The organism is Streptomyces monashensis, assembly GCF_001866665.1.
Lineage (GTDB): Bacteria > Actinomycetota > Actinomycetes > Streptomycetales > Streptomycetaceae > Streptomyces > Streptomyces monashensis.
In genome coordinates, this window is the sequence record NZ_MLYO01000057.1 from 12,798 (window position 1) to 36,209 (window position 23,412).

Below are 23,412 nucleotides of genomic sequence, written 5' to 3' on the forward strand. Positions count from 1 at the left end.
ACAGTCAGCGGGCGGGTCCGGGGGCTGCCGCCCGGGATCAGGCGGGTCAGCGCTGCAGGGTGAGGACACCCGGCCGCCACGGCAGTCGGTCGTAGGGGCCGCTCGCGGTGGGGGACTTGCCCTGGTAGAGGAACTGCAGGTTGCAGGGGTCGATGGTCATGGTCTGGTCGGGGTTGGTGCGGACCAGGTCACCGTGGCTGATGTCGTCCGTCCAGGTGGCGCCGCTGTTGGCCTTGCCCGCGAAGGGGTTGCTCTCGCCGGCGGCCTGCGGGGTCCAGGAACCGTTCAGGCTGGTGGCGGTGAACGAGCGGAAGTAGCGCTGCTCGTTCGCACCCCGGGCCTCGACGATCATGAGGTACTGGTTCCGGCCCGCGACCTTGTAGACCTGCGGTGCCTCGAACAGGTTCTTCACCGAGTCGCTCATGACCGTCGTGTACGACGAGCCGAAGTTACCGGGGAAGTTCCCGATCGGCATGCTCGCCCGGTAGATCTTGCCGTTGTCACCGGCGAAGAACAGGTACATGTTCTGGCCGTCGGCGATCAGGGTCTGGTCGATCGGGCCGGTGGGGGATTCGGTCTTGGGGATGCTTCCGGTGAACAGCGGCTGCGGCGAGGACCAGCCGCCCGGGTTGGTGGGGTCGCTCGACGTGCGGTAGACGAAGGCCGACGCGCCCCACTGGGACGCCAGCACCCAGATCTTCTTGGGCGCGAAGTAGAACAGCGTGGGCGCCACCGCGGACTGGCTCATCCCGGTCTGGCCGGCCGACGCCATGTCCGACCAGTTCGTGAAGGGCCTGAACATCATCGAGCCGTACGACGATCCCGACACGCTCGACGCGTAGACCAGGTGCCTGCCGTTGTAGACCACGTCGGTGAAGTCCTTCACCGCGTCCCACCCGTTCGCCGGCTGCGCCAGCGCACCCGTCGACGTCCACCGGTACGTCGACGGAAGAGCACACGTGCCGCCTGCCGGCGCGGGCGTTGACGGGGTCGACGGCCTGAAGTTCCAGTGCTGGTTGGCGCCGCCGCCCGAGTCCCGGACCTGGACGGGGGTGCCGTTGGCGGTCCGACCACCGGGGATCTCCAGTGCCCGGCCGCTGGCGACGTTGGTCAGCGTGTAGGAGCCGTCCCTGTTCCGGGCGGCCCGCCAGTGCTGGTTGGCGCCGCCGCCCGAGTCCCGGACCTCCATCCTGGTCCCGTTGCCCGTCTGGTTGGCCGGCTCGTCCAGTACCCGGCCGCTGGCGACGTTGGTCAGCGTGTAGGAGCCGTCGCTGTTCCGGCCGGCCCGCCACTGCTGGTTGGAGGCACCGCTGGCATCCCACACCTGGAGCGGGGTGCCGTTGCCGTTGTATCCCGCGGGCTCGTCGAGAACGCGTCCGGCGGCCACGTCGGAGAGCGTGTAGACCGCCCCGGAGGTGATGCCGCCCCCGTCCGGCGTGCCGCCGCCACTGCCGCCGCTGCCGCCGCCCAGGGCGGTGAGTACCGCGCTGTAGGCGGGCTTCTTGTTGCCGCCCGCGTCGAACAGCAGCGGGTTCACACCGGTGCGCCAGGAGTCGCTGTCGCGGATGCCCCACACCGTGATGCCCGTGCAGCGAGCGACGTTCATGCACGCCTGGACAGCGCCTGCGTACGCCGTCGACGACGCCTGGGCGATGTCCAGCTCGGTGATCTGGACGTCCACGCCGAGCGCGGCGAACTTGGACAGAGTGGTCTGGAAGCTCGCCGGCGGACCGCCTGCGCCGAAGTGGCTCTGGAAACCGACGCAGTCGATGGGCACGCCGCGGGACTTGAAGTCCTTGACCATCGCGTAGACGCCCTGCGTCTTGGCATCGGTCCAGTTCTCGATGTTGTAGTCGTTGTAGCAGAGCTTGGCCGAGGGATCGGCGGACCGGGCTGTGCGGAAGGCTTCCTCGATGAAGCCGTTGCCCAGCACGTCCTGGAACACCGAGCTGCGGTGCTGACCGCTGCCGCCGTCGGCGAACGCCTCGTTGACCACGTCCCAGGCGTAGATCCTGCCCTTGAAGTGGCTCATCTCGGTGGTGATGTGGTTGTCCATCACACTGCGCAGGGTGCCTGCGTCGGTGATGGACTTCACCCAGGCGGGCAGCTGCGAGTGCCAGACCAGGGTGTGGCCGCGCATGCGCTGGCCGTGCGCGGAGGCGTGGCCGACGATCGAGTCGGCCGGGCCGAAGTCGAAGGTGCCGCGGGAGGGTTCGGTGGTGTCCCACTTCATCTCGTTCTCCGGGGTGATCATGTTGAACTCCCGGTCGAGAATGGTGGAGTACGTCGAGTCCCCGAGCCTGCCCGAGGACACCGCCGTACCGAAGTAGCGGCCACTGCCGGCCGCTGCACCGCCCAGGGTCGGCGTGCGGGCTTTCGGCGTGTGTGCGGCCATGGCGACCAGGGGCACGGCGGCACCCGCGGCGGCGAGGACCACGGCGGCGGCGAGCACGCGGCGGGTCGCCGGACGGCGGCGATGAGAGCGGTTCTGATCTGACAACGGCATGTCCTTCTGGCACAGCGGGCCTTGATCCGGCCCCGGTTACCCGCCAGTTGCCGCCACGCACACAAAGGTTGCCGCGGCCGAGGGAAGAATCTTCACGGCCGCCGTCACCCTCCCCACCCAGTTCCACGGCGACCTGCCGACCACCATGGAGGCCACCTACGCTTCGCTGGTACTCGACCGGGGGCGCCTCACCGGATCCGCTCGACCATCGAGCTGTGCGGCAAGGGGGCTGGTCCCCTTGCCGCACGGCGGCGCTCACCCGGTCGGGACGAACCCTCCCCGGACCGACGCGGAGCCGCCCGCACCCTGCGCGTCGACGCTGTAGCCGTCGCCCGCGGCACTGCGCTTGCCGGTGCCGTTGTTGAACTGGGCGGCGAACTCGAAGCTCCCGGCCGGCACGGTCAGGCCCGGCTTGAGGACCCAGCGGTAGACCAGCGTGCCGCCCGCCTCCTGGGCGGTGACGGTGAAGTCACCACTCGGCAGGGTCTGCCAGGTGCCGGTGTTCTTCACCCCGCCGGTCTGCACGATCCGCATCTCGATCGTGAGCGAGGTGAGCGGCCGGGTCGTCTTGAGGACGAGGTTGCTCTGCGTCCAGTAGACGGTGCTGCGCGCGTCCAACGAGCCGGCCGACGACAGCACCCCGTTCTGGCTCTCGCCGGCGGCCGGCGATGGACTCGTGGCCGCCGGAGTCGGGCGCGAGCTGCCCGGGGTGGTGACCGGGGCCGGCCCGGCAGGGGTGGGGCGGGCCGATGTCGGGTGCGAGGAGCCGGCGGTCGGGGACGGGGTGGCGGGCGTGGTCACGGTGACCGGCGGCGACGAGTGCGCGACGATGGCGGCGACGGCGAGGCCGCCGGTTCCCAGGATGCCGACGACGGCGAGCCCGGCGAGCGCGACCCTGGTCCCGGACCTCGCGAACGGCCGCGCGCGGTGACGGACGGCGGGGCCGGCCATGCCGCGCTGCACCCGGGCCAGCATCCTGGCACGGTCGGGACGGTGGGCCTCGGCGGCCTCGCGCAGCCGACGGGCGATCTCCTCGTTCACCGGTTCCTCCTCCCTGCCACCAGGTCCCCGACCGCTCGTGCCCCCAGTATCCTTTCCAGCTCGGCCATTGCCTTCGAGGTCTGGCTCTTCACCGTGCCGACGGATATGCCCAGCGCCACCGCCGTGTCCTTCTCCGACAGGTCGAAGGCGTGCCGAAGCACCACGCAGGCGCGCTTGCGGAACGGCAGCCGGGCGAGCGCCGCGCGGACGTCCAGCACGGCCGCCATGTCCGGCCCTTCCACCTTCTGGGGGCTGCGGGACCAGAACAGCGTGATCCGGCGTCGCTCGCGCACGGCGCTGCGGATCCGTCCGCGCGCCAGGTTGGCCACCACACCGCGGGCGTAGGCGAGCGGGTGGTCGGCCTGCCGCAACCGGTCCCAGCGCTGCCACAGGGCGACCAGGGCATCCGCCGCGAGGTCGTCCGCCGCGTCGGTCTCGCCGGTCAGGAGGTATGCCAGACGGGCGAGTTCGGCATAGTGGCGTTCGAAGAATTCGTGGAACTCCGCGGACGCGTCGTCGAGGACCATCCCCCGGTCGCCCTCTCCTGGCAAGGATGTGCACATTGGTTGCGTGTTTAACAACGAGGGCGCAGCCTAACAGTGCCCGGCCCGGGATTCGAACGGCGGTCGCGCTCGGTTGCGGGCCGGTGAAGGCCGGCCGGTGGGCTGGTCGATGCCGGGCGAACCGGACTCCGGTCGGCTGCGCGACGTCCGGCCGCACGGCGCTGCCGTCGACGGTCAGCCGCTCCCCGCAGATGTCGGTGATCCCGACACCGGTTCCGCTCCCGGCGGGGACGGCACACCAGCCCACCGACCACCAGCAGCGCCAAGGGAATGCCCGTGCCCGGTCCGCGCCTGCGCCACGGTTGCGGCGCGGCGTGCTTCGTTGCCCTCATGCCCGTCCATCCGGTAGGTCGACTCGGCCTTCCGGCTCCCAGTTGCCGCAGGGGACGAGAAGGTTGCCGCCCCGACGCTGACTTCTCGGTGACCGGTGCACGGCACGAAAGGGATCTGAAGAACATCGGATACGGCGGCAACCTTTCCACCCCGCGCGGCCACCTGGGGGTGCACCGACCGCGGCGAGCGCAGTCAGCTGCGCCACGCCACCCGTATCCACGCACTCCGATCGGGAGCCACACGTGTCACCTGACGACCCGACGACCGCCGAGCAGCCGATGCCTCGGGGCCGTACGCACCGCCGTAGCCGCATACGCCGCCGCATGGTCGCGAGCGCGGTGGCGGCACTCGTGGCCGGCGCCGGCGCCGGCGCCCTGGCGCTCAGCGCGGGCGCCGCGCCGGCCGTCGACATCACGGTGGATGCCGGTACCTCCCTGGGCACGGTGCCCAGCACCGGCGTCGGCCTCAACACGGCGGTCTACGACACCTACATGAACGACCCCTCGGCGGCGTCGCTGATGAAGGCCGCCGGAGTCCGGCAGCTGCGCTTCCCCGGCGGCTCGGTCGCGGACGCCTACCACTGGAGGACCCACACCGTCACCGGCGGCAGCTGGGCCGCGCCCGGCACCGACTTCGACCACTTCATGGCCACCGCGAAGAGGGTCGGCGCCCAGCCGATCATCACCGCCAACTACGGTTCCGGCACGCCCCAGGAGGCCGCCGACTGGGTCAGGTACGCCAATGTCAGCAAGGGCTACGGCGTCAAGTACTGGGAGATCGGCAACGAGGTCTCCGGCAACGGGTACTACGGCAGCAAGTGGGAGGTCGACAACCACGCCGACAAAAGCCCGAGGGAGTACGCGAAGAACCTGCTCGCCTACGCGAAGGCGATGAAGGCCGTGGACCCGACGGTGAAGATCGGAGCGGTGCTCAACACACCGGGCTCCTGGCCGGACGGGGTGAAAGCTGCCGGCGACAACGCCGACTGGAACCACACGGTGCTCTCCGTCGCGGGCAAGTCGATCGACTTCGTGATCATCCACTGGTACCCGAGCGGCGCCGGCACGGCCGACATCCTGAAGACCCCCGCCCAGATCGCCGGCACCACCTCCGCGGTGCGCTCGCTGCTCCACACGTACGCGGGCCCGCACGCCGCCTCGGTGAAGATCGCGGTCACCGAGACCTCCAGTGCCATGTCACCGGCCCAGACCAGCCAGGCCGCCGCCCTGTTCGCACCGGACACGTACATGAGCTGGCTCGAACAGGGGGCCGTCGGCGTCGACTGGTGGGACCTGCACAACGGGCCGGGCAAGCCCACCACCGTCAACGGCGAGACCGACTACCAGGACGGCGGCGTTCTCTCCGTCGGAGGATGCTCCGGCGGGACCTGCGAACCGGCGCGCGAGACGCCCTTCCCCACCTACTGGGGCATCCGCTCGCTGACCGCACTCGCCCAGCCCGGCGACACCATGGTCAAGGCGTCCTCGGCCAACCCGTCGGTCGCCGTGCACGCGGTACGGAGCAGCAACGGCGGCCTGAACGTCATGCTGATCAACAAGAACCCGCAGAACGCGGCACAGGTGTCGCTCTCCTACACCGGATACACCCCCGCCCCAGGAACGGTCAGGACCGTCTCCTACACCAAGGGCGGCACCGCCCTGACCACGGCGACGCGGGGAACGGCGGCCGCACAGAAGCTGCCCCCGTACTCGATCACGACTCTCCGGCTGAAGCCCTCGTCCGCGGCCACCCACACCGATACCCCGTCTCCTGCCTCCACGCCGAACGCCGCCACGCCGAACGCCGCCACACCGAACGATGCTGCGCCGGTTGCCTCCGCCTCCGGCACGATCGGCACCCGAGCACAGGCCACGGCAGTCGGCGCACCCGTCGGCCGGCCGGACCGGAGCAACACGGCCGGCGGCCTGGCAGCCACCGGGATGAGCGACGCTGTCACCTACAGTGCCGTCGGCGGCCTGCTGGCCATCGCCGCCGGCACCGTGCTGGTGCTCCGCCAACGCCGCAGCAGGGCTACGCACGGCGGCTGAACTCTCGCCGCGCCGGCGGCCGACGGCCCGGCAGCACCGCCACCCACACACGGCGTGCCCCCGGGCCGTCGCCCTCCGCGCCGACAGGCGATGCCCGTCCACTCCTCCCAGGAGGACCGGTGGGCGTCGTCGGTCAGTGCGGCGACCCATCGGACCGACGTCGAAGCGCGGCCACAGCCGCCGATCCCTTCCGGCGGCCGGGCCCACGAGGACCGCTGTCACCGACCCGTTGTGCCCCCACGGCCCGCCCCACCCGTACTGGTGCTGCGGGCCGTTGCCATCTGCAGACTTCGACAGCCCTGCTGGGGCGAAAGATGTCACGCGACCAAGACATGACCGACGCTTCATATGGACATGGATTTCATTTCCATCTACGGTTCGGAGTGCCCACCCGACACGTGCCGTAGGGGGTGATGCGTCATGGGCGGCCGGACGACCCGGCAGCACAGGGCAGTCATGCGCGCACTCGCGGACTGCCGGGACTTCACGTCGGCCCAGGAGCTGTACGCCCTTCTGCTGGCCGGCGACCACGCGATCGGCCTGACCACCGTCTACCGCGCGCTGCGCGAGCTGGAGGCGGACGGCGGCGTGGACGTCGTCCGCGAGGGGACGGGCGGGCGGCTCTATCGCCTGCGCCTCGCCGACGGGCACCGTCACTACCTGATGTGCCGCGACTGCGGCCGAAGCCGACCAGTGGACTCCGAGGCCGTCGAAGAGTGGGCGAGCCGAATCGCCGCCGACACCGGATTCACCGCGGTCGAGCACACCGTCGAACTCACCGGCGTCTGCACCGACTGCCTCCGCTGCGCGGACGCATGCCGGCCGTCGTCCGGAGACGAAGGAGATGAACGTCCATGCCACTGGGATCGCGCCCCGGACCCGCGGGACCGAGCCCGCAGCTGCGCGAGCTGAAGGAGACCGTGCGCACCCTGCTCGGACTCGACGAGGACACCGCCGTCGTGATCCGTCAGCTCGCCTGCACCGAGCCGGGCTGCCCGCCGCTGGAGACCGTTGTCGCCGTACTGCCCATGGAGGGCGAGGCCCGCCGCTGGACCCTGCACCGCCCCGCCGACCAGATCACCGAGGACGACCTGCGAGTCGCCGTGCTCGCCCCGGAACCACCCGACAACCGCGTATCAACAGCACGACTGGGAGACTGACGTGACCGCCTCCGAACCCTACGGTCCCCGCGACCTCCGCGATCTCCGTGACGAGCGGGTCCCCGTCACCGTCCTGACCGGCTTCCTGGGCAGTGGCAAAACCACTCTCCTCAACCGCATCCTCACCGAGAACCACGGCCTGCGGATCGCCGTGATCGAGAACGAGTTCGGCGAGGTCGGTATCGACGACGCCCTCGTGCTCGACGCCGAGGAAGAGATCTTCGAGATGAACAACGGCTGCATCTGCTGCACCGTGCGCGGGGATCTCATCCGCATCCTGGGCGCACTCATGCGCCGGCGCGAGAAGTTCGACCACATCCTCATCGAGACCACCGGCCTGGCCGACCCGGCACCGGTCGCGCAGACCTTCTTCATGGACGACGAGATCGCCTCCCAGCTGCGCCTGGACGCCATCGTCACGCTCGTCGACGCCGCCCACGTCCTCCAGCACCTGGACGAGGTCAAGCCCGAGGGCGTGGAGAACGAGGCCGTCGAGCAGATCGCCTTCGCCGACCGCGTCGTCCTCAACAAGACCGACCTGGCCGACGACGACACCGTCATCGAGGTCGTACGCCGCATCCGCGGCATCAACGCGGGCGTCCGGATCGTCCCCGCCCGGCACGCCGCGATCGACCTCGAAGAGGTGCTGGACGTCGGCGCCTTCGACCTGGAGCGGGTACTCGCCGACGACCCGGCTTTCCTCACCGAGACCGAGCACCAGCACGACACCACCGTCACCTCCGTCGGCATCGAGCTGACCGGGGAGCTGGACGAGGACCGCCTCAACGCCTGGCTCGGCCACCTGCTGCGCACCAAGGGCGTCGACCTGTTCCGCTCCAAGGGCATCCTCGCCATCGCCGGGGCACCCAGGCAGTACGTCTTCCAGGGCGTGCACATGCTGCTGGACGGCAGCTTCGGGCGGGACTGGCGGGAGGACGAAGTGCGCCGCAACCGGCTGGTGTTCATCGGCCGCGACCTCGACCGCGAGGCCCTGGAGCGCGGCTTCGCCGACTGCCTGGCCACGGCGGGAGCCGCCGCGTGAGCACCGCTGTGCAGTCCCCGCTCGCCTGGGACATCAGCGTCGACGACGCGCCCGTCGCGCTCGGCGCGCGCGGTGATCTGGTCGCCGTCGCCGGGGCCGAGGGGACCGTGAAGGTCCTCGACGCGGCGCTCGGCGCCGAGATCGGGGCGTTCGACCTCCCCGGCGGCGCGCTCAAGGTCACGCTCTCTCCCGACGCCGGGCACGTCGTGGCAACCGGCCCGATGGGATACGCGCTGTGGCGGCGCACCGACGGCCGTACGACCGTCAGGGAGTCCGGCGCCTGGTCGGCCGCGGCCGCCTGGTCGGACGCGGAAAGGGTCGCCGTCGCCTCCGGCCGCCGCGCCCTCGTGCTGGACACCGACGGCGGCGAGTTGTGGCGTACCGAGCCCGCCGCGTCCACCGTCACCGACCTCGCCTGGATGCGGCAGGGCCGGCGCCTGGCCGTGGCGGCGTACGGGGCGGTGCGCTGCCACGAACGGCACACCGAGAAACCGGTGGCCACCTACCCCTACGTCGGCTCGCACCTCGCTCTCGCCGTCGCGCCCACCGGACGCTGGATCTGCAGCGGCAACCAGGACGCCTCCATTCACATCTGGCGGGCCCGCGACGGCGGCGAACTGACGATGTCCGGCTACCCGGAGAAGGTCTCCCGCCTCACGTTCGACGACAGCGGCTTCTGGCTGGCCGCCGACGGCGCCCCCGACGTGACCGTCTGGGACTTCTCCGGCAAGGGCCCCGAGGGCACTGCCCCACGTTCCCTGCGCTGCCACGAGACGGTCACCGCACTCGCCTGGCGGCCGGGCGCCGGCGGGCATCTGGCCAGCGGCGGCGATGACGGGACCGTGGCCCTGTGGCACGCCACCGCCGGCCGGGCGCAGGCACGTCTGCGGCCGGTGCGTGAGCTGGACGGCACCGGTGCGGCGGTCGCGGCGCTGGGCTGGGCCGGTCCGCATCTGCTGGCCGTGGCATGGCGCGACGGTCGTATCCGGACGTACGGCGTGCCCTCCCGGACCTCTCTGTGAACCGGCCCACCGCGGGCAACCGCTCCGTGATCCGGGCGGCCGCACCCCGCCCCTGCACCCTCGTCGTCTGCCGGGGCTGCTGCTGCGGCAACCCGCGCAGGCACCCTGGCACCGACCACGCCTGGCAACTGGACCGGCTGCGCGCGGGCGCGGCGGAAGGCGGTTTCCAGGTCCGTACGACGGACTGCCTCGGCCCCTGCGACCAGGCCAACGTCATGGTCGTCCAGCCCTCCACCGCCGGGCGGCGCGCCGGGGGCCGCGTCGTCTGGGTCGGCTTCGCCCTGGACGACGACTCCACCGACGACCTGCTGGGCTGGGCGCGGGCGGGCGGACCGGGTGTCGCCGAACCGCCCGCCACGCTGGCGCTCCAGTTCATCAGGCCGCCGCGCGAGGCCCGCAGTCGTGCACGCCGATGACGTCGGCACGGGTGGCCGTGACATTCTCGCGGCCGCCCGGCTCGACGAGGCCACCGCCGCCTCGGTCGCCGCCACGCTCCAGGCCCTGGCCGCCCCGTCCCGCCTGCTGATCCTCACCGCCCTGCGGCAGCGTCCGTACCCGGTCGGCGAACTCGCCGCCCACGTCGGCATGGAGCAGTCCGCCGTCTCCCACCAACTGCGGCTGCTGCGCGCTCTCGGCCTGGTCACCGGCCGCCGCGACGGCCGCCGGATCGTCTACAGCCTCTACGACGACCACGTGGCCCAGCTCCTCGACCAGGCCGTCCACCACATCGAGCACCTGCGCCTCGGGGTACGCGACCACCACTGACCGCCTACGACGTTCAGTTGAGGCGGGCGACCCACCGTGGCGCCGGCGCCGTGCGAAGCCGGTCGGGAAGCGTGCCGTCCTCGGGCATCCCGGCTCCCAGCCACGCCGCGACCGCCTCGGCGTCGGCCTCGCTGACGAGCGGCCCCAGGCGTACCACGGCCCCGCTGGGCCTGCGGTCCGCTTCGCATGGCTGGGCGGCGGCATGCACGCCACGGCCACCACGGCAATGCAGCACCATCTCCAGACAGCCGGTGGAGACCATGACCCCGTGCGGGCAGGCCCGGACCGCACGGCGCAGCCCCTCCATCACCTGGTTGCCCGCGGCTGTGCGGCAGGAGCCGCAGACGACGAGGGTGAAAGGCCGGCTCCGAGGGCCGCGTACGGCATCGCTCATCTCCGCGTTTCCTCCTCCATGCGCACAACCCCTTGTTCGAGCCGGCACAGCACCAACCCGGCGACTCATCAAGGCAGTTGGCCCTCAGCGAATTTGACACCGCCCTGCCCCGCCACCAGCCTATGCGCATGACATCCATTTTCAATAGAGGTGGTCGGCCATGCGTGTCGCGTTCGTAGGCAAGGGCGGCAGCGGCAAGACGACCCTGTCGGCCCTCTTCGCCCGTCACCTGGCGTGCTCGGGCGCACCGGTCGTCGCGATCGACGGCGACATCAACCAGCACCTGGCGTACGCCCTCGGCCTGGACGAGGACGAGTTCTTCGCCGCGCCGCCGCTCAGCGCGCGGACCGGCGAGATCAAGGACTACCTGCGGGGCACCAACCCGCGGATCCCGTCCCGTGACGTCATGGTCAAGACGACCCCGCCCGGCCGCGGCTCCCGTCTGCTCCGGCTGCTGGACGAGGACGAGGTCCACTCCCACCACGTCCAGGAGGTCGGCGGCGTACCGCTGATGGTCACCGGCGCCTTCGACGAAGGCGATCTCGGCGTGGCCTGCTACCACTCCAAGCTCGGTGCGGTGGAGCTCTACCTCAACCACCTCGTGGACGGCCCCGGCGAGTACGTCGTCGTCGACATGACCGCCGGCGCCGACGCCTTCGCCTCCGGCCTGTTCACCCGCTTCGACATGACGTTCCTGGTGGTCGAGCCGACCCGGAAGAGCGTGTCCGTCTACCGCCAGTACCGCGACCATGCAGCCGAGTTCGGCGTCCCGGTCGCCGTCGTCGGCAACAAGGTCACCGGCGCGGACGACCTCGACTTCCTCCGCACCCACGTCGGCGACGACCTGCTCGCCCACTGCGTGCAGTCCTCGTACGTCCGCGCCCAGGAACAGGGCCGTGGCCACGGCGGGCTGGAACCGCACAACACCCAGACCCTGACCCGGCTCCGGGCGGCCGTCGACGCCCGCCCGAAAGACTGGGCGGTTTTCCAGCGGCACGCCGTCGAGTTCCATCTGCGCAACGCCGCCGCCTGGGCCGACGAGGCCACCGGCCAGAACCTCGCCACCCAGGTCGACCCCGGCTTCCAGCACGGCCCCGAGGCCCTGACCGCCCTCGCCTGACCCCCACCGCAGGAACAAGAAACCAGAGAACAGGACAGCCCTTCATGTCTCTCGACGTCTCCCCGCAGCTGCTCGCCGAAGCCGAGAGCGGCGAGGTACGGGAGCAGGACTTCGTGGAAACGGTCCGCACCTCCCTGCCGTACGCCTACGACCTCATCGCCCGCCTGGCGGACGAACTGCGCTCGGGCGCCTCCGAGTTCGCCGACAACCAGACCCCGCCGCCCTCCGAGAAGGAGCGCGGTCAGCTGCTTCGGGCCCTGTCCAGCGACGCCATCCGCAGCAGCCTGGAACGGCACTTCGGCATCACCCTCGCCTTCCAGAACTGCCACCGGGTCGCCGCCTTCCGCCCGGAGGCGCGCGGCGGCGAGACCCACACCCGCTTCACCTCCGTGCGCGCGCAGATCCTCAACCAGTCGCCGGAGTTCCGCGACTGCTGAGCCGCACGCCGGGGCGGTGAGCCCTACGGATCCTGCGGCGCCGCCGCCGTGCGGGCGACATCCCCGCGCAGTCGCACACCCAGTCAAAAGATGGCAACGGTTTTCATGTGACATTGATCTGAAAATCATTCCCATCTAGCGTCGAGGGTGTCGCCACACAGCCGACGCGTGGCCGCCGCGCGTCCGGCATCGCCCGAAGGAGCTCCCTCATGCCCACCGCCCCCGCCTCCCGTTCCACCCGGCCGTCCGCGAGGATCGCCCTGGTCACCGCGACGGCCGCCCTGACGGCCGTGACGGCGACGGCCTGCTCGACCTCCTCCTCGCACACCAGTGACACCGCCGCGACCAGCGGCGGCAGCGGCTCGGGCAAGACGATCCAGGTGGTGGCGGCGGAGAACTTCTGGGGCAGCATCGCCTCCCAGCTCGGCGGCAGCCACGTGAAGGTGACCAGCATCATCACCAACCCGGACACCGACCCGCACGCCTACGAGCCGACGGCGGCCGACGCCCGCACCGTGGCCGGCGCCCAGTACGCCGTCGTCAACGGCATCGGCTACGACGCCTGGGCCGACAAGCTGCTCGCCTCCAACCCCGGCAGCGGGCGCACCGAGCTGAAGGTCGGCGACCTGGTCGGCATCAAGCCGGGCGGCAACCCGCACCGCTGGTACTCCCCGGACAACGTCCACCAGGTCATCGAGAAGATCACCGCCGACTACAAGAAGACCGACCCGGCCGACGCGGCCTACTTCGACCAGCAGAAGACGACCTTCGAGACGAAGACGCTCGCCGGGTACAACAAGCTCATAGCCGACATCAAGGCGAAGTACGCGGGGACCCCGATCGGCGCCTCCGAGTCCATCGTCACTCCGCTCGCCGAGGGCCTGGGGCTGAAGATGCTCACCCCGGAGACGTTCCTGGACGCGATGAGCGAGGGCTCCGACCCCACGGCCAAGGACAAGGCCACCATCGACCAGCAGATCAAGAACAAGCAGATCAAGATCTACGTCTACAACTCCCAGAACTCCACGCCGGACGTGCAGGCGCAGGTCAAGGAGGCCAAGGCGGAAGGCATCCCGGTCGCCACCGTCACCGAGACCCTCGCCCCTGCCGGCGCCTCCTTCCAGCAGTGGCAGACCACCGAACTGCAGGGCATCGAGCAGGCCCTGGCCAAGGCCACCGGGAAGTGAGCTGACGCCATGAACCCGATAGCGAAGGCCCGCGAGGCCGTCACACACAGCACCCACACCCTCCCCAGCCGCCGGAGCGGCGGCCACGACACGGCACCGGACAGCGGAAGCGTCCCGGTGGTCGCCCTGTGCGGGGCAGCCGTGCGGGTCGGCGGCCGGACGCTGTGGTCCGGCGTGGACCTTCGCATCGGGTCCGGCGAGTTCACCGCCGTACTCGGGCCGAACGGCGTCGGCAAGTCCACCATGATCAAGGTCCTGCTCGGCGCCCTGCCCGCAGCCGCCGGTGAGGTGCGGGTGCTCGGCGCACGGCCCGGACAGGCCAACGACCGCATCGGCTACCTGCCGCAGCGCCGCAGCTTCGACGCCACCCTGCGGATCCGCGGTATCGACGTGGTGCGCATGGGCCTGGACGGCGACCGGTGGGGGGTTCCGCTGCCGTTCCCCAGCGCGCGCCGGCGGGCCGCCCACGCACGGGTGGACGAGGTGATCGAGCTGGTCGGGGCGTCGGCGTACGCACACCGGCCCATCGGGCAGTGTTCCGGCGGCGAGCAGCAGCGGCTGCTGATCGCCCAGGCGCTGATACGGCGCCCCGAACTGCTCCTGCTGGACGAGCCGTTGGACAGCCTCGACCTGCCCAACCAGAGCGCCGTCGCCGCGCTGATCGGGCGCATCTGCCACCAGGAGGGCGTGTCGGTGGTCATGGTCGCCCATGACGTGAACCCGATACTCCACCACCTGGACCGGGTCGTGTACCTGGCCGAGGGCGGGGCCGCCACCGGCACCCCGGAGGAGGTCATCACTTCCGGGACGCTGACCCGGCTGTACGGCACGCCGGTCGAGGTGCTGCGGACCTCGGACAGCCGGCTGGTCGTGGTGGGCCAGCCGGAGGCGCCCGCGGTGCACACCGACCGGCACTCCGGGGGGCCGTCATGACGCTCGCCGGGACAGGGGCACCGGCCTGGTCGTGGAACCTTCTCACCGACTTCCAGGACATGTGGTCGTACCCCTTCATGGTCAACGCCTTCCGCGCGGGCGCGGTCGTGGCCGTGGTCTCCGCGGTCGTGGGGTGGTTCGTGGTGCTGCGACGGCAGACGTTCGCCGCCCACACCGTCTCCGCGGTGGCCTTTCCCGGCGCGGCCGGGGCCCTTCTGCTCGGCGTGAGCGCGGTCTACGGGTACTTCACGCTGTGCGTGGCGGCCGCGCTGGTCATCGCGGCCCTGCGAGGCGGTGGTGAGCATGAGGAATCCGCGCTGACCGGGACCGTGCAGGCTTTCCTGCTCGCGTCCGGGTTCCTGTTCACCGCCCTGTACCGGGGACTGCTGGAGGGCCCGCAGACCATCCTCTTCGGGACCTTCCTGGGGATCACCTCGTCGCAGGTGACCCTGCTGACGGTGGTCGGCTCGGTGGTGCTCGCCGTGCTGGCGCTGATCGGACGGCCGCTGCTGTTCGCCTCCGTCGACCCGCAGGTGGCCTCCGGACGCGGGGTGCCGGTCCGCGCACTGTCGGTGGTCTTCCTCGTCCTGCTCGGCGCCGCCACCGCCGAGGCGAGCCAGATCACCGGAACCCTCCTGGTCTTCGCCCTCATGGTGATCCCGGCCGCCACCGCCCAGATCCTCACCGCCCGCCCGGCCCTCAGCCTGGCCCTGACCGTCCTTCTGGCCTTCGCCGCCACCTGGCTCGGGCTGACCGCCGCCTACTACTCGCCCTATCCCCTGGGCTTCTTCGTGACGACCATCGCCTTCGCCGGATACCTGCTCGCCCTGGGCTGGCGCTCGCTCAGCGCGGTGCTCGGCCGAGCCGGGCTCCCGGCTGCTCCGAGGGAGGTGCCGGCATGACGAGCCTCCTCGCCGCCTCCCCTCTGTCGCAGCCGTTCTTCCAGCACGCCTTCCTCGCCGGGACCGCCATCGCCGCGGCCTGCGGGCTGGTCGGCTACTTCCTGGTGCTGCGCGCCCAGGTCTTCACCGGCGACGCGCTCAGCCACGTCGCCTTCACCGGTGCGATGGCCGCTCTCGCCTTCGGCGCCGACCTTCGCCTGGGGCTGTTCGCCGCCACCATCGCCATGGCGCTGCTCTTCGGCACCCTCGGCCGCAAGGCCCGGCCCGACGACGTGGTCATCGGCAGCGTCTTCTCCTGGATCCTGGGCCTGGGCGCCTTCTTCATCACCCTCTACACGACCTCCCGCAGCACCACCAACGGCACTGCCGGAATCAGCGTGCTGTTCGGCTCCGTCTTCGGCATCTCCGCCGGCAGTGCGGTCGTGGCCACCCTGGTGGCAGCCGGGGTGGCCCTGCTGGTGGTCCTGATCGCCCGCCCGCTGCTGTTCGCCACGCTCGACGAGGCGGTGGCCGCGGCACGTGGCGTACCGGTACGGCTGCTCGGCTTCGGCTTCCTCGCCCTCGCCGGCATCAGCGCCGCCGAGGCCACCCAGGCCGTCGGGTCCCTGCTGCTGCTCGGCCTGCTCGCCGCTCCCGCGGGCGCCGCGATCCGGCTCACCGTCCGGCCCTACCGGGCACTCGCCCTCTCGGCCGGCCTGGCGGTGCTGGAGATGTGGGCGGGCCTGTTCGCCTCCTACGCGGTGCCGAAGATGCCGCCCAGCTTCGCCATCATGGCCGTCGCCACAGCCGTCTACGCCGCCACGTTCCTGATCCGACGGCCCGCCCACGTCCCCCGTGCACGACCCGCTGTTCCCACCGGCACATGAGAACCCGAGCGAGGCAGGCTGATGGCACCCACCCGGCAACGCACCCCCACTGAAATCGCGCTGATCGGCCGCCACACCCAGCAACGCTCGGTCGTCCTCGCAGCGTTCATCCGGGCCGACGGATTCGTCGGCGCCCAGGCCCTCCACGCCCAGCTCGCCGCCGACGGCACACCGGTCGGCCTGTCCACGGTCTACCGCACCCTGACCCGTCTGGCCGGCGCGGGCCGGGCCGACCTGGTCCGCGACACAGGCGGCGAACGCCTCTTCCGTTACCGCCCCGGCCCCGACCACCGCCACTACCTCATCTGCACCGAATGCGGCCTGAGCCACCCCGTCGACTCCGCCCCGATCGAGGACTGGGCCGACGGCATCGCACAGGACTCCGGCTTCGCGAACGTCCGGCACACGGTCGAACTCACCGGGGTGTGCCCGGACTGCGGCGGAGGGCAGGCGGCAACCGAACGACAGTGACTGTCGAGGTCAGCCGCAGCAACCGCACCCGTCGCTCTGCTCGGTACGGGCAGCCGGGACTCCGGCGGTCGTGGGGGCGGCGCAGCACCCTTTCCCACGCCAGGCGTCGCGCCCTTCTTTCAGGGCGACCACGGCGATGACAAGGGCGGCGACCGGATCGGCCCAAGCCCACCCGAGAGCGGCGTTGAGAACCAGGCCGACCAGAAGCACCGCGGACAGGTAGGTGCACAGCAACGTCTGCTTGGAGTCGGCCACCGCAGACGCCGAGCCGAGTTCGCGCCCTGCCCGGCGCTGGGCGGCGGACAGGAACGGCATGACGAGGAGGGAGAGGGCGGCGAGCACGATGCCGGGCAGGGCGTGGCCGGCCTCTCCGGTGCCGGTCAGGCCCCGTACGGCATCGACGGTCACGTACACGGCGAGCGCGAGGAACGACAGCGCGATGATCCGCAACGCCGCCTTCTCCCGGGCCTCGCGCACCGCGTGCTCGCGGGCGGAGAACTGCCAGGCGACCGCGGCGGCGGAGGAGACCTCGACGACGGAGTCGAGGCCGAAACCGACGAGCGCGGTGGAGGAGGCCAGGGTGCCGGCGGCGAGAGCGACGGCCCCCTCGATGACGTTGTACGTGATGGTCGCGGCCACCAACAGCCGTATCCGCCTGGCCGGCGCGCTGTACCCCGCCGGGCCGGGGCCACGGGCTGCGGACACCTCTGCTGTCATGATCAGCAGCACCCCTTCCCGTCGGCCTCGGCACACGTCCGGTCGCCCGCTACGGCGACCACGGCGGTGCGCAGGTCGTCGAGCGCGTGACCGAGGCGTTCGTCGGCGAGTTCGTAGCGGGTGCGTCGACCGTCGGGAACGGTGACGACGAGGCCGCAGTCACGCAGACAGGCCAGATGGTTCGACAGCCTGGTGCGCGAGACGTCCAGCGTTTCCGCGAGGTCGGCGGGGTAGGCGGGTGCTTCCCGCAGGGCAAGCAGGATGCGGCAGCGGATCGGGTCGGCGAGCGCTCGGCCGAACCGGGCCAGCACCTCGATGTCGGAGGCAACAGTCAGCACACCACCCGACAGTACACAAAATCCTGAATTCAGGAAACCCTGAACCAATCAAGTTAGTAATGGCATTCGTTTTCATGTAGCCTCAACAGCCGTCGCCCTACGATCCGTTCAGGAGGACCCATGGCCGTTCCCAAGCGGAAGATGTCCCGCAGCAACACCCGCCACCGCCGCGCCCAGTGGAAGGCGGCCACGCCGACGCTCGTGCCGGTCACCGTCGACGGCGTCCAGCACCTGGTGCCGCAGCGGCTGGTGAAGGCGTACGAGCGCGGGCTGCTGCGCCCCGAGGGCTGATCCTTCAATGGCTTCCGACCGACTGCCCGTCACCGTCCTGTCCGGCTTCCTCGGCGCGGGCAAGACCACCCTCCTCAACCACGTCCTCGGCAACCGCGAGGGACTGCGCGTCGCGGTGATCGTCAACGACATGAGCGAGGTCAACATCGACGCCGCCCTGGTGCGCGGCGGCGAGGCGGCCCTGTCGCGCACCGAGGAACGTCTGGTCGAGATGACCAACGGCTGCATCTGCTGCACCCTGCGCGACGACCTGCTCGAAGAGGTCGACCGGCTGGCCCGCGAGGGCCGCTTCGACTACCTGCTCATCGAGTCGTCCGGGATCTCCGAACCCATGCCGGTGGCAGCGACCTTCGCCTTCGCCCGCGACGACGGCGCCACGCTGGGGGAGATCGCCCGCCTGGACACCATGGTCACGGTCGTCGACGCCGCGAACTTCCTGCCCGAGCTGGCAAGCGGCGACGAACTCGCCGAGCGGGGCCTGGAGCAGTACGAGGACGACGAACGCACCGTCAGCGACCTGCTGACGGACCAGATCGAGTTCGCCGACGTCATCGTCCTCAACAAACTCGACCTGGTCGGCGAGGAGTCGGCCGATCGGCTGCGGGCGACGCTCACCCGCCTCAACCCCGTCGCCCGCGTCGTCCCGGCCGTCCACGGCCGGGTGAAAGTCGGCGACGTACTGGGCACCAGCCTGTTCGACCTGGAACGTGCCCAACAGGCCCCCGGCTGGGTTCGGGAGCTCAACGGCGACCACGTGCCCGAGACGGAGGAGTACGGGATCTCCTCGACCGTATTCCGCGCCGCACTGCCCTTCCACCCTGGCCGGTTGTGGACGTTCGTGACCGAGGAACTCGACAGCGGCGCATTCGGGCAGATCCTGCGCTCCAAGGGATTCTTCACCTTGGCCAGCCGCCCACACGTGACCGGCCTTTGGTCTCAGGCCGGCCCCGTCGCACGCTTCGAGCCCTCCGCCGCCCGCGACACCGACAGCCCGGCCGGCCAGGAACTGGTCTTCATCGGCACGCACCTGCACGCGGACGCACTGCACGCGGCACTGACCGACTGTCTCCTGGCCGACGGCGAGAACCCGCCGCCTACGGACCCGTTCCCCGCCTGGGAGACCAGCGGGATCGACGACACCTGCGAGCACGAACAGCCCGAACTCGTGTCGGGCACCTGAAGACACCGGGGCGGGCGGCGAACGCAGCCACGGCGCCACCCGCCCCGGCACGGACATCGATCCGGGAAGGCCAGATCGCCGTCCTCGTCCTGATCCCTGGTCCATCCGTCGGGCAGACAGCGGCGCCTCGGCTTCCACACCCGGGGGCTGTGCACGACCGAGGCCGTGCGCAGGTGCCCGTCGGCCCGGGTCGTCGGCCCGGTCCGCGCCGAACAGCGCGCCGAACCGCGCCTTCTGCCGATGGGCAACGACGTCGCCGGCCCCTGGGGCCTGAGGGTCACCGAGCTGCTCAGCGGCTCGCCGACCGTCGAGCGGCTGGCCGCACCGGTACGGAGCAGGCAGCTCACGGAGGCGGGCAGCGACGAGGTGGACGACGTGGTCGGCCGGCTGTCCGGGCTGTCCGACGACGAGGTCACCGCGCTGCTCGCCATGGAGCCGGACGGCGAGGCCCGGCCCTGACACACACCGCGCGGCCCGGTGGGCTGCGGCAGACGTAGGGAACCTTCCTGACTTATGGGCGCGTCCGGACGCTGCAAGGCTTCCTGGCAGAGCATCCCTCCTGCGAAGAGAGGACACGATGGCAAGCAAGGTCAGTCGCGCGGTCCACCTGGTCTGCTCGGCCACCGTGGCTCTCGCCGTGCTCCTGCTGCTCGGCGCCGGATACGGTCCGGTGCCCGCCCTCGGGAAGGCACTGGTGCCCGGTGGGGGAGTCTGGGCGTCAGCCTCGGCAGACACCACCGTCCGTTCCGAAAACCTGACACTTCCCGACCTGGACAAACCCGTGAAGGTGTCCTTCACCGCCGAGGGATACGCGTCCGTCGAGGCCCAGACGGACCACGACCTCTTCCTCGCCCAGGGATACCTCACCGCCCGCCTGCGGTTCACTCAACTCGACCTCCAGCGCAGGCTGGGCCAGGGCCGCCTGTCGGAACTGGTCGGGGCGGCCGGGCTGAAGAGCGACAAGTTCGAGCTGAGTCTCGGACTGCTGCGTACCGCGCGCGCCCGGTGGGCCGCCACTCCGCCCAGCAGCGGGGCGGGGCAGGCACTGACCGCATACGCCTCGGGCGTCAACTCCTGGATGAGCCATCTGGAGAAGACAGGCCAGTGGCCGACGATCTACGGGCTGACCGGAGTACGGCCCCGGGCGTGGACACCGACGGACACGCTGGTCGTACAAGGGGTGCTCACGCAGCAGATGAACTTCAACACCATCCCGCTCGACTACGACCTGCTGCAACGCTCTCTCGGGCCGAAGCTGACGAAGGACTGGTTCCCGCTGCAGGCGCCGACCCCGCAGCGCCCGTACGACACCGGCCCCTATCCGAACCTGCCACCGGCGCCGCTGACCGTCCACAACGCCAACGCGGCCGATCCGGCGGGCACGTCCGCCTCCTCGGCCCGGCACACGGTGTCACCAACGCCCGCCGGCGAGGACGTCGCCCTGCCCGACACCGTGCGGCAGCTCGACTTCAACAGCAACGCCTGGGCGGCGAACGGTCCCAGGGTGGCCGGAGGCGGCGCGATGCTCGCCGGCGATCCGCATCTGCAGACCACCCTGCCGTCGTACTGGTTCCAGATATCGCTGCGCTCACCCGGCTACCAGGTCGCCGGCGGCTCCATCCCGGGTGTGCCGGGGGTGCTGGTCGGCCACAACGAGCACATCTCCTGGTCCCTGACCAACGCCCAGACCGTGGCCACGCTCTACTACCGCGAGAAGCTCTCGTCCGGCCGGCCCGACTCCTACTACTGGAACGGCGCCTGGCGGCCGATGCGGAAGGCGCACTACACCATTCCCGTGCGCGGCGGCTCGACGGTCGGCCTGACCACGGACCTCACCGTGCACGGACCGATGATGACCGTGCTCGGTCAGCGGGTCTCGGTCGACTGGATGGGCGACTTCGCGCACAACGACCTCGACGCGCTGCTCTCGGCCAACCGGGCACACGACTTCACCTCCTTCCGGGAAGCACTGCGCGGCTGGAAGGCCCCGGCGCTGAACTTCGTCTACGCCGACGACAAGGGCCACATCGGCACGCTCCTCGTCGGCGACGTCCCCCAGACGCCGAAGGGCTCCCAGCCGTGGCTGCCGCTGTCCGGCACCGGAGACGAAGACGTCATCGGCACCACCCCCTACCAGGCACTGCCCCACGTCTACGACCCGCCCAGCCACCTGGTCGCCTCGACCAACCAGCGTCCGGCGGGCTCGGACTATCCGTACTTTCTCGGTACGTCCATGAACTTCGATCCCGGATACCGGCAGTCGGTGATCGAGAAGTTCCACACCGACCGGGGTGCTCTGCGACCCGAGGACTACACCGCACTCCAGAACGACGTCACCGACGAGCTGGCCGTGCGGCTGGTACCGGCACTGCTTGCTGCGCTCGACGGCACGGAACTGACCGGACAGCAGCGTGCCGCACGTGGCCTGCTGGCCACGTGGAACCACTCGATGGACGCCAACTCGCCCGCCGCCTCTGTGTGGTGGACGTTCCTGGACTCCTACCTGCACGAGGTCTTCCAGCCGTGGTGGGACGCGAAGAAGGTTCCCGCGAGCAAGGACCGGTGGATCCTCGATCTCGACCGTTTGCCCACCCCGCTGCGCGAAATGCTGCAGCACTGGACGCTCGACGACCCGGACAACGCGGCCTTCACCCCGCCGAACGCCGCCCATCGCGATGCCGGCCAGGTCATGCGGACCGCTTTCCGCGCTGCCGTGGCCGAGCTGTCGCACAAGCTGGGTGCGCGCCCTTCCGCCTGGGCCTGGGCAAAGCTGCACACCCGGCAGATTCCCTCGATCACCGGGGCCCCTGGACTCGGATACGGGCCCTACGCCGACGGCGGCAACCCCTGGACCGTGAACGCGGCGGGCGGTCGGCTGAATTCGAGCTACGGGCCGAGTTTCCGTCTCGTCGTGCGATGGACAGGACCAGGCGCCAGCGAGTCGCTCGCCATCTACCCCGGCGGACAGAGCGACACTCCCGCCACCCCTTGGTACGACAACCTCGTCCCGCTCTGGCGGGAGAAGAAGTACCTGCCGCTGCCACCGCCGCACGGCAGGGCGGACCCCACGGCCATCTGGTCCCTTCGAGCAGGAGAGTGACATGACCGCCGAGACCGCCGTGGAATCCCCTGACCGGACCGCCCGAGGGACGGCAGACGCCGCACAACGACGAGCCGGCAGACTCCGCCTGCCCGCACCGGCACTGGTCGCGGCGGGTGCCGTGACCGTAGGACTCGGTGCCTGGGCCGACCAGTGGTACCTGCCGTTCGCCGTGGGCCTCGCTGCCGGCGTCCTCACCGGACGGCACCGTCCGGGCCGTCTGCGCACTGCCGCACTGCTCGTGCTGCTCGGACCGGTGCCCTGGGGCGCTCTGCTCGTCGTACGCGCTCTCTCGGGAGACACGATCACCGCAACCGCACGCACCACCGCCGGCCTCGCCGGCCTGCCCGCCTCGGCGACCGTGACCATCGCGCTGACGCTGCTCGTCGCACTCCTGCAGTCCGCGTCCGGAAGCTGGTTCGGGCGCGCACTGCTCCGGTGCTTCGCCTGGGACAAGTGACGTACGTGAACCGGGTTCTGTGGTCAAATGTCCCGCTGGCTCGCGTGTCTCGCCCGAGCGCTGACCGACTGCTGTGTTCCCCGCCGTCGTGACAGTTCAGCACGCTGCGGCAGGGTCCAGCGGGCGGGGAAGGTGAACCTTGCGGGACGCCGAGATGAACACGACTCGCCCCAGCCATCAAGTTTTACAAGTTGTAGTAGTTTCCGGATGGGTCGGAGCCGCCGCGAGCGTCGCCCGAAGCCTCACTTTCCCGCATTCCGAGTCGAAGGCCCTCCATGTCCGTCCTGACCTATCCCGAAGCGGTGGGCGTCGGCCTGCTGCAAGGCGTCACCGAGCTGTTCCCGGTCTCCAGCCTGGGGCACAGCATCCTGATACCCGCCCTGCTCGGCGGGCACTGGAAGCACGACCTGGACGTCTCCGCCGACGGATCCCTCTACCTCAACGAGCTGGTCGGCCTCCACCTGGCCACCGCCCTCGCACTCGTCGTCTACTTCTGGCGGGACTGGGTACGCATCGTCCGCGGCCTGGTCACGTCG

At 70.8% G+C, this 23,412-nt stretch carries 26 protein-coding genes; 20 read left to right on the plus strand and 6 right to left on the minus strand.

Annotated features, from left to right (window positions below):
• Nucleotides 1-46: 46 nt before the first annotated feature.
• From BIV23_RS31050 to BIV23_RS31060, 3 genes are all read right to left on the minus strand, one after another.
• Nucleotides 47-2,506 carry a non-reducing end alpha-L-arabinofuranosidase family hydrolase gene (locus BIV23_RS31050; RefSeq protein WP_071384310.1) on the minus strand — a complete coding sequence of 820 codons (2,460 nt, stop codon included), beginning with the start codon at nucleotides 2,504-2,506 and terminating at the stop codon, nucleotides 47-49.
• Between the two features lie 255 nt (nucleotides 2,507-2,761).
• The gene (locus tag BIV23_RS31055; protein ID WP_071384311.1) at nucleotides 2,762-3,547 is read right to left on the minus strand and encodes a hypothetical protein; all 786 of its coding nucleotides are present in this window, start codon (nucleotides 3,545-3,547) and stop codon (nucleotides 2,762-2,764) included.
• Nucleotides 3,544-4,074 (minus strand): SigE family RNA polymerase sigma factor, encoded by a 531-nt coding sequence (locus tag BIV23_RS31060; RefSeq protein ID WP_071384312.1) that lies wholly within the window; start codon nucleotides 4,072-4,074, stop codon nucleotides 3,544-3,546. Before BIV23_RS31060 ends, BIV23_RS31055 begins: the two co-directional genes overlap by 4 nt.
• A 611-nt stretch (nucleotides 4,075-4,685) precedes the next feature.
• Between BIV23_RS31060 and BIV23_RS31065 the strand changes: the two genes are divergently transcribed.
• From BIV23_RS31065 to BIV23_RS31095, 7 genes are all read left to right on the plus strand, one after another.
• The gene (locus BIV23_RS31065) at nucleotides 4,686-6,491 is read left to right on the plus strand and encodes a cellulose-binding protein (RefSeq protein WP_245790712.1); all 1,806 of its coding nucleotides are present in this window, start codon (nucleotides 4,686-4,688) and stop codon (nucleotides 6,489-6,491) included.
• A 420-nt stretch (nucleotides 6,492-6,911) separates the two neighbouring features.
• Nucleotides 6,912-7,403: a Fur family transcriptional regulator gene (locus tag BIV23_RS31070; RefSeq protein ID WP_079173501.1), complete on the plus strand. Its 492-nt coding sequence runs from the start codon at nucleotides 6,912-6,914 to the stop codon at nucleotides 7,401-7,403.
• 8 nt (nucleotides 7,404-7,411) lie between these two features.
• Nucleotides 7,412-7,651 carry a hypothetical protein gene (locus BIV23_RS31075; RefSeq protein ID WP_245790713.1) on the plus strand — a complete coding sequence of 80 codons (240 nt, stop codon included), beginning with the start codon at nucleotides 7,412-7,414 and terminating at the stop codon, nucleotides 7,649-7,651.
• A gap of 1 nt (nucleotide 7,652) precedes the next feature.
• Nucleotides 7,653-8,693 carry a CobW family GTP-binding protein gene (locus BIV23_RS31080; RefSeq protein WP_071384315.1) on the plus strand — a complete coding sequence of 347 codons (1,041 nt, stop codon included), beginning with the start codon at nucleotides 7,653-7,655 and terminating at the stop codon, nucleotides 8,691-8,693.
• Nucleotides 8,690-9,715 carry a WD40 repeat domain-containing protein gene (locus BIV23_RS31085; protein ID WP_071384316.1) on the plus strand — a complete coding sequence of 342 codons (1,026 nt, stop codon included), beginning with the start codon at nucleotides 8,690-8,692 and terminating at the stop codon, nucleotides 9,713-9,715. The genes BIV23_RS31080 and BIV23_RS31085 overlap by 4 nt, the downstream gene beginning before the upstream one ends.
• A complete protein-coding gene (locus BIV23_RS31090; RefSeq protein ID WP_245790714.1) occupies nucleotides 9,712-10,131 on the plus strand; it encodes a (2Fe-2S) ferredoxin domain-containing protein in 420 nt (139 codons plus the stop codon). Before BIV23_RS31085 ends, BIV23_RS31090 begins: the two co-directional genes overlap by 4 nt.
• Nucleotides 10,118-10,480 carry an ArsR/SmtB family transcription factor gene (locus BIV23_RS31095; RefSeq protein WP_071384317.1) on the plus strand — a complete coding sequence of 121 codons (363 nt, stop codon included), beginning with the start codon at nucleotides 10,118-10,120 and terminating at the stop codon, nucleotides 10,478-10,480. Before BIV23_RS31090 ends, BIV23_RS31095 begins: the two co-directional genes overlap by 14 nt.
• Before the next feature lie 13 nt (nucleotides 10,481-10,493).
• Here BIV23_RS31095 and BIV23_RS31100 read toward each other — a convergent pair whose 3' ends face one another.
• Nucleotides 10,494-10,874, minus strand: coding sequence for a hypothetical protein (locus BIV23_RS31100; RefSeq protein ID WP_071384318.1), 381 nt, complete (start codon nucleotides 10,872-10,874; stop codon nucleotides 10,494-10,496).
• Nucleotides 10,875-11,034: 160 nt separating this feature from the next.
• Here BIV23_RS31100 and BIV23_RS31105 point away from each other — a divergent pair, with 160 nt between their 5' ends.
• The 7 genes from BIV23_RS31105 to BIV23_RS31135 all read left to right on the plus strand — a co-directional run bounded on the left by BIV23_RS31105 (nucleotide 11,035) and on the right by BIV23_RS31135 (nucleotide 16,790).
• Complete coding sequence (locus BIV23_RS31105; protein ID WP_071384319.1) at nucleotides 11,035-11,994, plus strand: ATP-binding protein; 960 nt, start codon at nucleotides 11,035-11,037, stop codon at nucleotides 11,992-11,994.
• Nucleotides 11,995-12,038: 44 nt separating this feature from the next.
• Nucleotides 12,039-12,431 carry an SCO5389 family protein gene (locus BIV23_RS31110; RefSeq protein ID WP_071384320.1) on the plus strand — a complete coding sequence of 131 codons (393 nt, stop codon included), beginning with the start codon at nucleotides 12,039-12,041 and terminating at the stop codon, nucleotides 12,429-12,431.
• A 209-nt stretch (nucleotides 12,432-12,640) separates the two neighbouring features.
• The gene (locus tag BIV23_RS31115; protein ID WP_071384321.1) at nucleotides 12,641-13,618 is read left to right on the plus strand and encodes a metal ABC transporter solute-binding protein, Zn/Mn family; all 978 of its coding nucleotides are present in this window, start codon (nucleotides 12,641-12,643) and stop codon (nucleotides 13,616-13,618) included.
• 9 nt (nucleotides 13,619-13,627) lie between these two features.
• Nucleotides 13,628-14,551 (plus strand): metal ABC transporter ATP-binding protein, encoded by a 924-nt coding sequence (locus BIV23_RS31120; RefSeq protein WP_071384322.1) that lies wholly within the window; start codon nucleotides 13,628-13,630, stop codon nucleotides 14,549-14,551.
• Nucleotides 14,548-15,453 (plus strand): metal ABC transporter permease, encoded by a 906-nt coding sequence (locus BIV23_RS31125; RefSeq protein ID WP_071384323.1) that lies wholly within the window; start codon nucleotides 14,548-14,550, stop codon nucleotides 15,451-15,453. Before BIV23_RS31120 ends, BIV23_RS31125 begins: the two co-directional genes overlap by 4 nt.
• Nucleotides 15,450-16,319 carry a metal ABC transporter permease gene (locus BIV23_RS31130; protein WP_071384324.1) on the plus strand — a complete coding sequence of 290 codons (870 nt, stop codon included), beginning with the start codon at nucleotides 15,450-15,452 and terminating at the stop codon, nucleotides 16,317-16,319. Before BIV23_RS31125 ends, BIV23_RS31130 begins: the two co-directional genes overlap by 4 nt.
• A gap of 21 nt (nucleotides 16,320-16,340) precedes the next feature.
• Nucleotides 16,341-16,790, plus strand: a complete 450-nt coding sequence (locus BIV23_RS31135; protein WP_071384325.1) for a Fur family transcriptional regulator — start codon at nucleotides 16,341-16,343, stop codon at nucleotides 16,788-16,790.
• 9 nt (nucleotides 16,791-16,799) lie between these two features.
• Here the strand turns inward: BIV23_RS31135 and BIV23_RS31140 are convergent, their stop codons facing one another.
• Together BIV23_RS31140 and BIV23_RS31145 are read right to left on the minus strand one after the other, a co-directional pair.
• Nucleotides 16,800-17,507: a cation efflux transmembrane domain-containing protein gene (locus tag BIV23_RS31140; RefSeq protein ID WP_071384335.1), complete on the minus strand. Its 708-nt coding sequence runs from the start codon at nucleotides 17,505-17,507 to the stop codon at nucleotides 16,800-16,802.
• 2 nt (nucleotides 17,508-17,509) lie between these two features.
• Nucleotides 17,510-17,845 carry an ArsR/SmtB family transcription factor gene (locus BIV23_RS31145; RefSeq protein WP_071384326.1) on the minus strand — a complete coding sequence of 112 codons (336 nt, stop codon included), beginning with the start codon at nucleotides 17,843-17,845 and terminating at the stop codon, nucleotides 17,510-17,512.
• 120 nt (nucleotides 17,846-17,965) lie between these two features.
• Here BIV23_RS31145 and rpmF point away from each other — a divergent pair, with 120 nt between their 5' ends.
• The 6 genes from rpmF to BIV23_RS31175 form a co-directional block, all read left to right on the plus strand.
• A complete protein-coding gene (gene rpmF / locus BIV23_RS31150) occupies nucleotides 17,966-18,136 on the plus strand; it encodes a 50S ribosomal protein L32 (RefSeq protein WP_071384327.1) in 171 nt (56 codons plus the stop codon).
• A 7-nt stretch (nucleotides 18,137-18,143) separates the two neighbouring features.
• Entirely contained in the window at nucleotides 18,144-19,316 is a 1,173-nt protein-coding gene (locus tag BIV23_RS31155) for a GTP-binding protein (RefSeq protein ID WP_071384328.1), read from the plus strand.
• Between the two features lie 165 nt (nucleotides 19,317-19,481).
• Nucleotides 19,482-19,775, plus strand: coding sequence for a hypothetical protein (locus tag BIV23_RS50655; protein ID WP_071384329.1), 294 nt, complete (start codon nucleotides 19,482-19,484; stop codon nucleotides 19,773-19,775).
• 118 nt (nucleotides 19,776-19,893) lie between these two features.
• Nucleotides 19,894-22,416, plus strand: coding sequence for a penicillin acylase family protein (locus BIV23_RS31165; protein WP_071384330.1), 2,523 nt, complete (start codon nucleotides 19,894-19,896; stop codon nucleotides 22,414-22,416).
• 1 nt (nucleotide 22,417) lies between these two features.
• Nucleotides 22,418-22,876, plus strand: coding sequence for a hypothetical protein (locus BIV23_RS31170; RefSeq protein WP_071384331.1), 459 nt, complete (start codon nucleotides 22,418-22,420; stop codon nucleotides 22,874-22,876).
• Nucleotides 22,877-23,151: 275 nt separating this feature from the next.
• The coding region (locus tag BIV23_RS31175; protein WP_143079147.1) for an undecaprenyl-diphosphate phosphatase at nucleotides 23,152-23,412 on the plus strand (261 nt) is incomplete at its 3' end.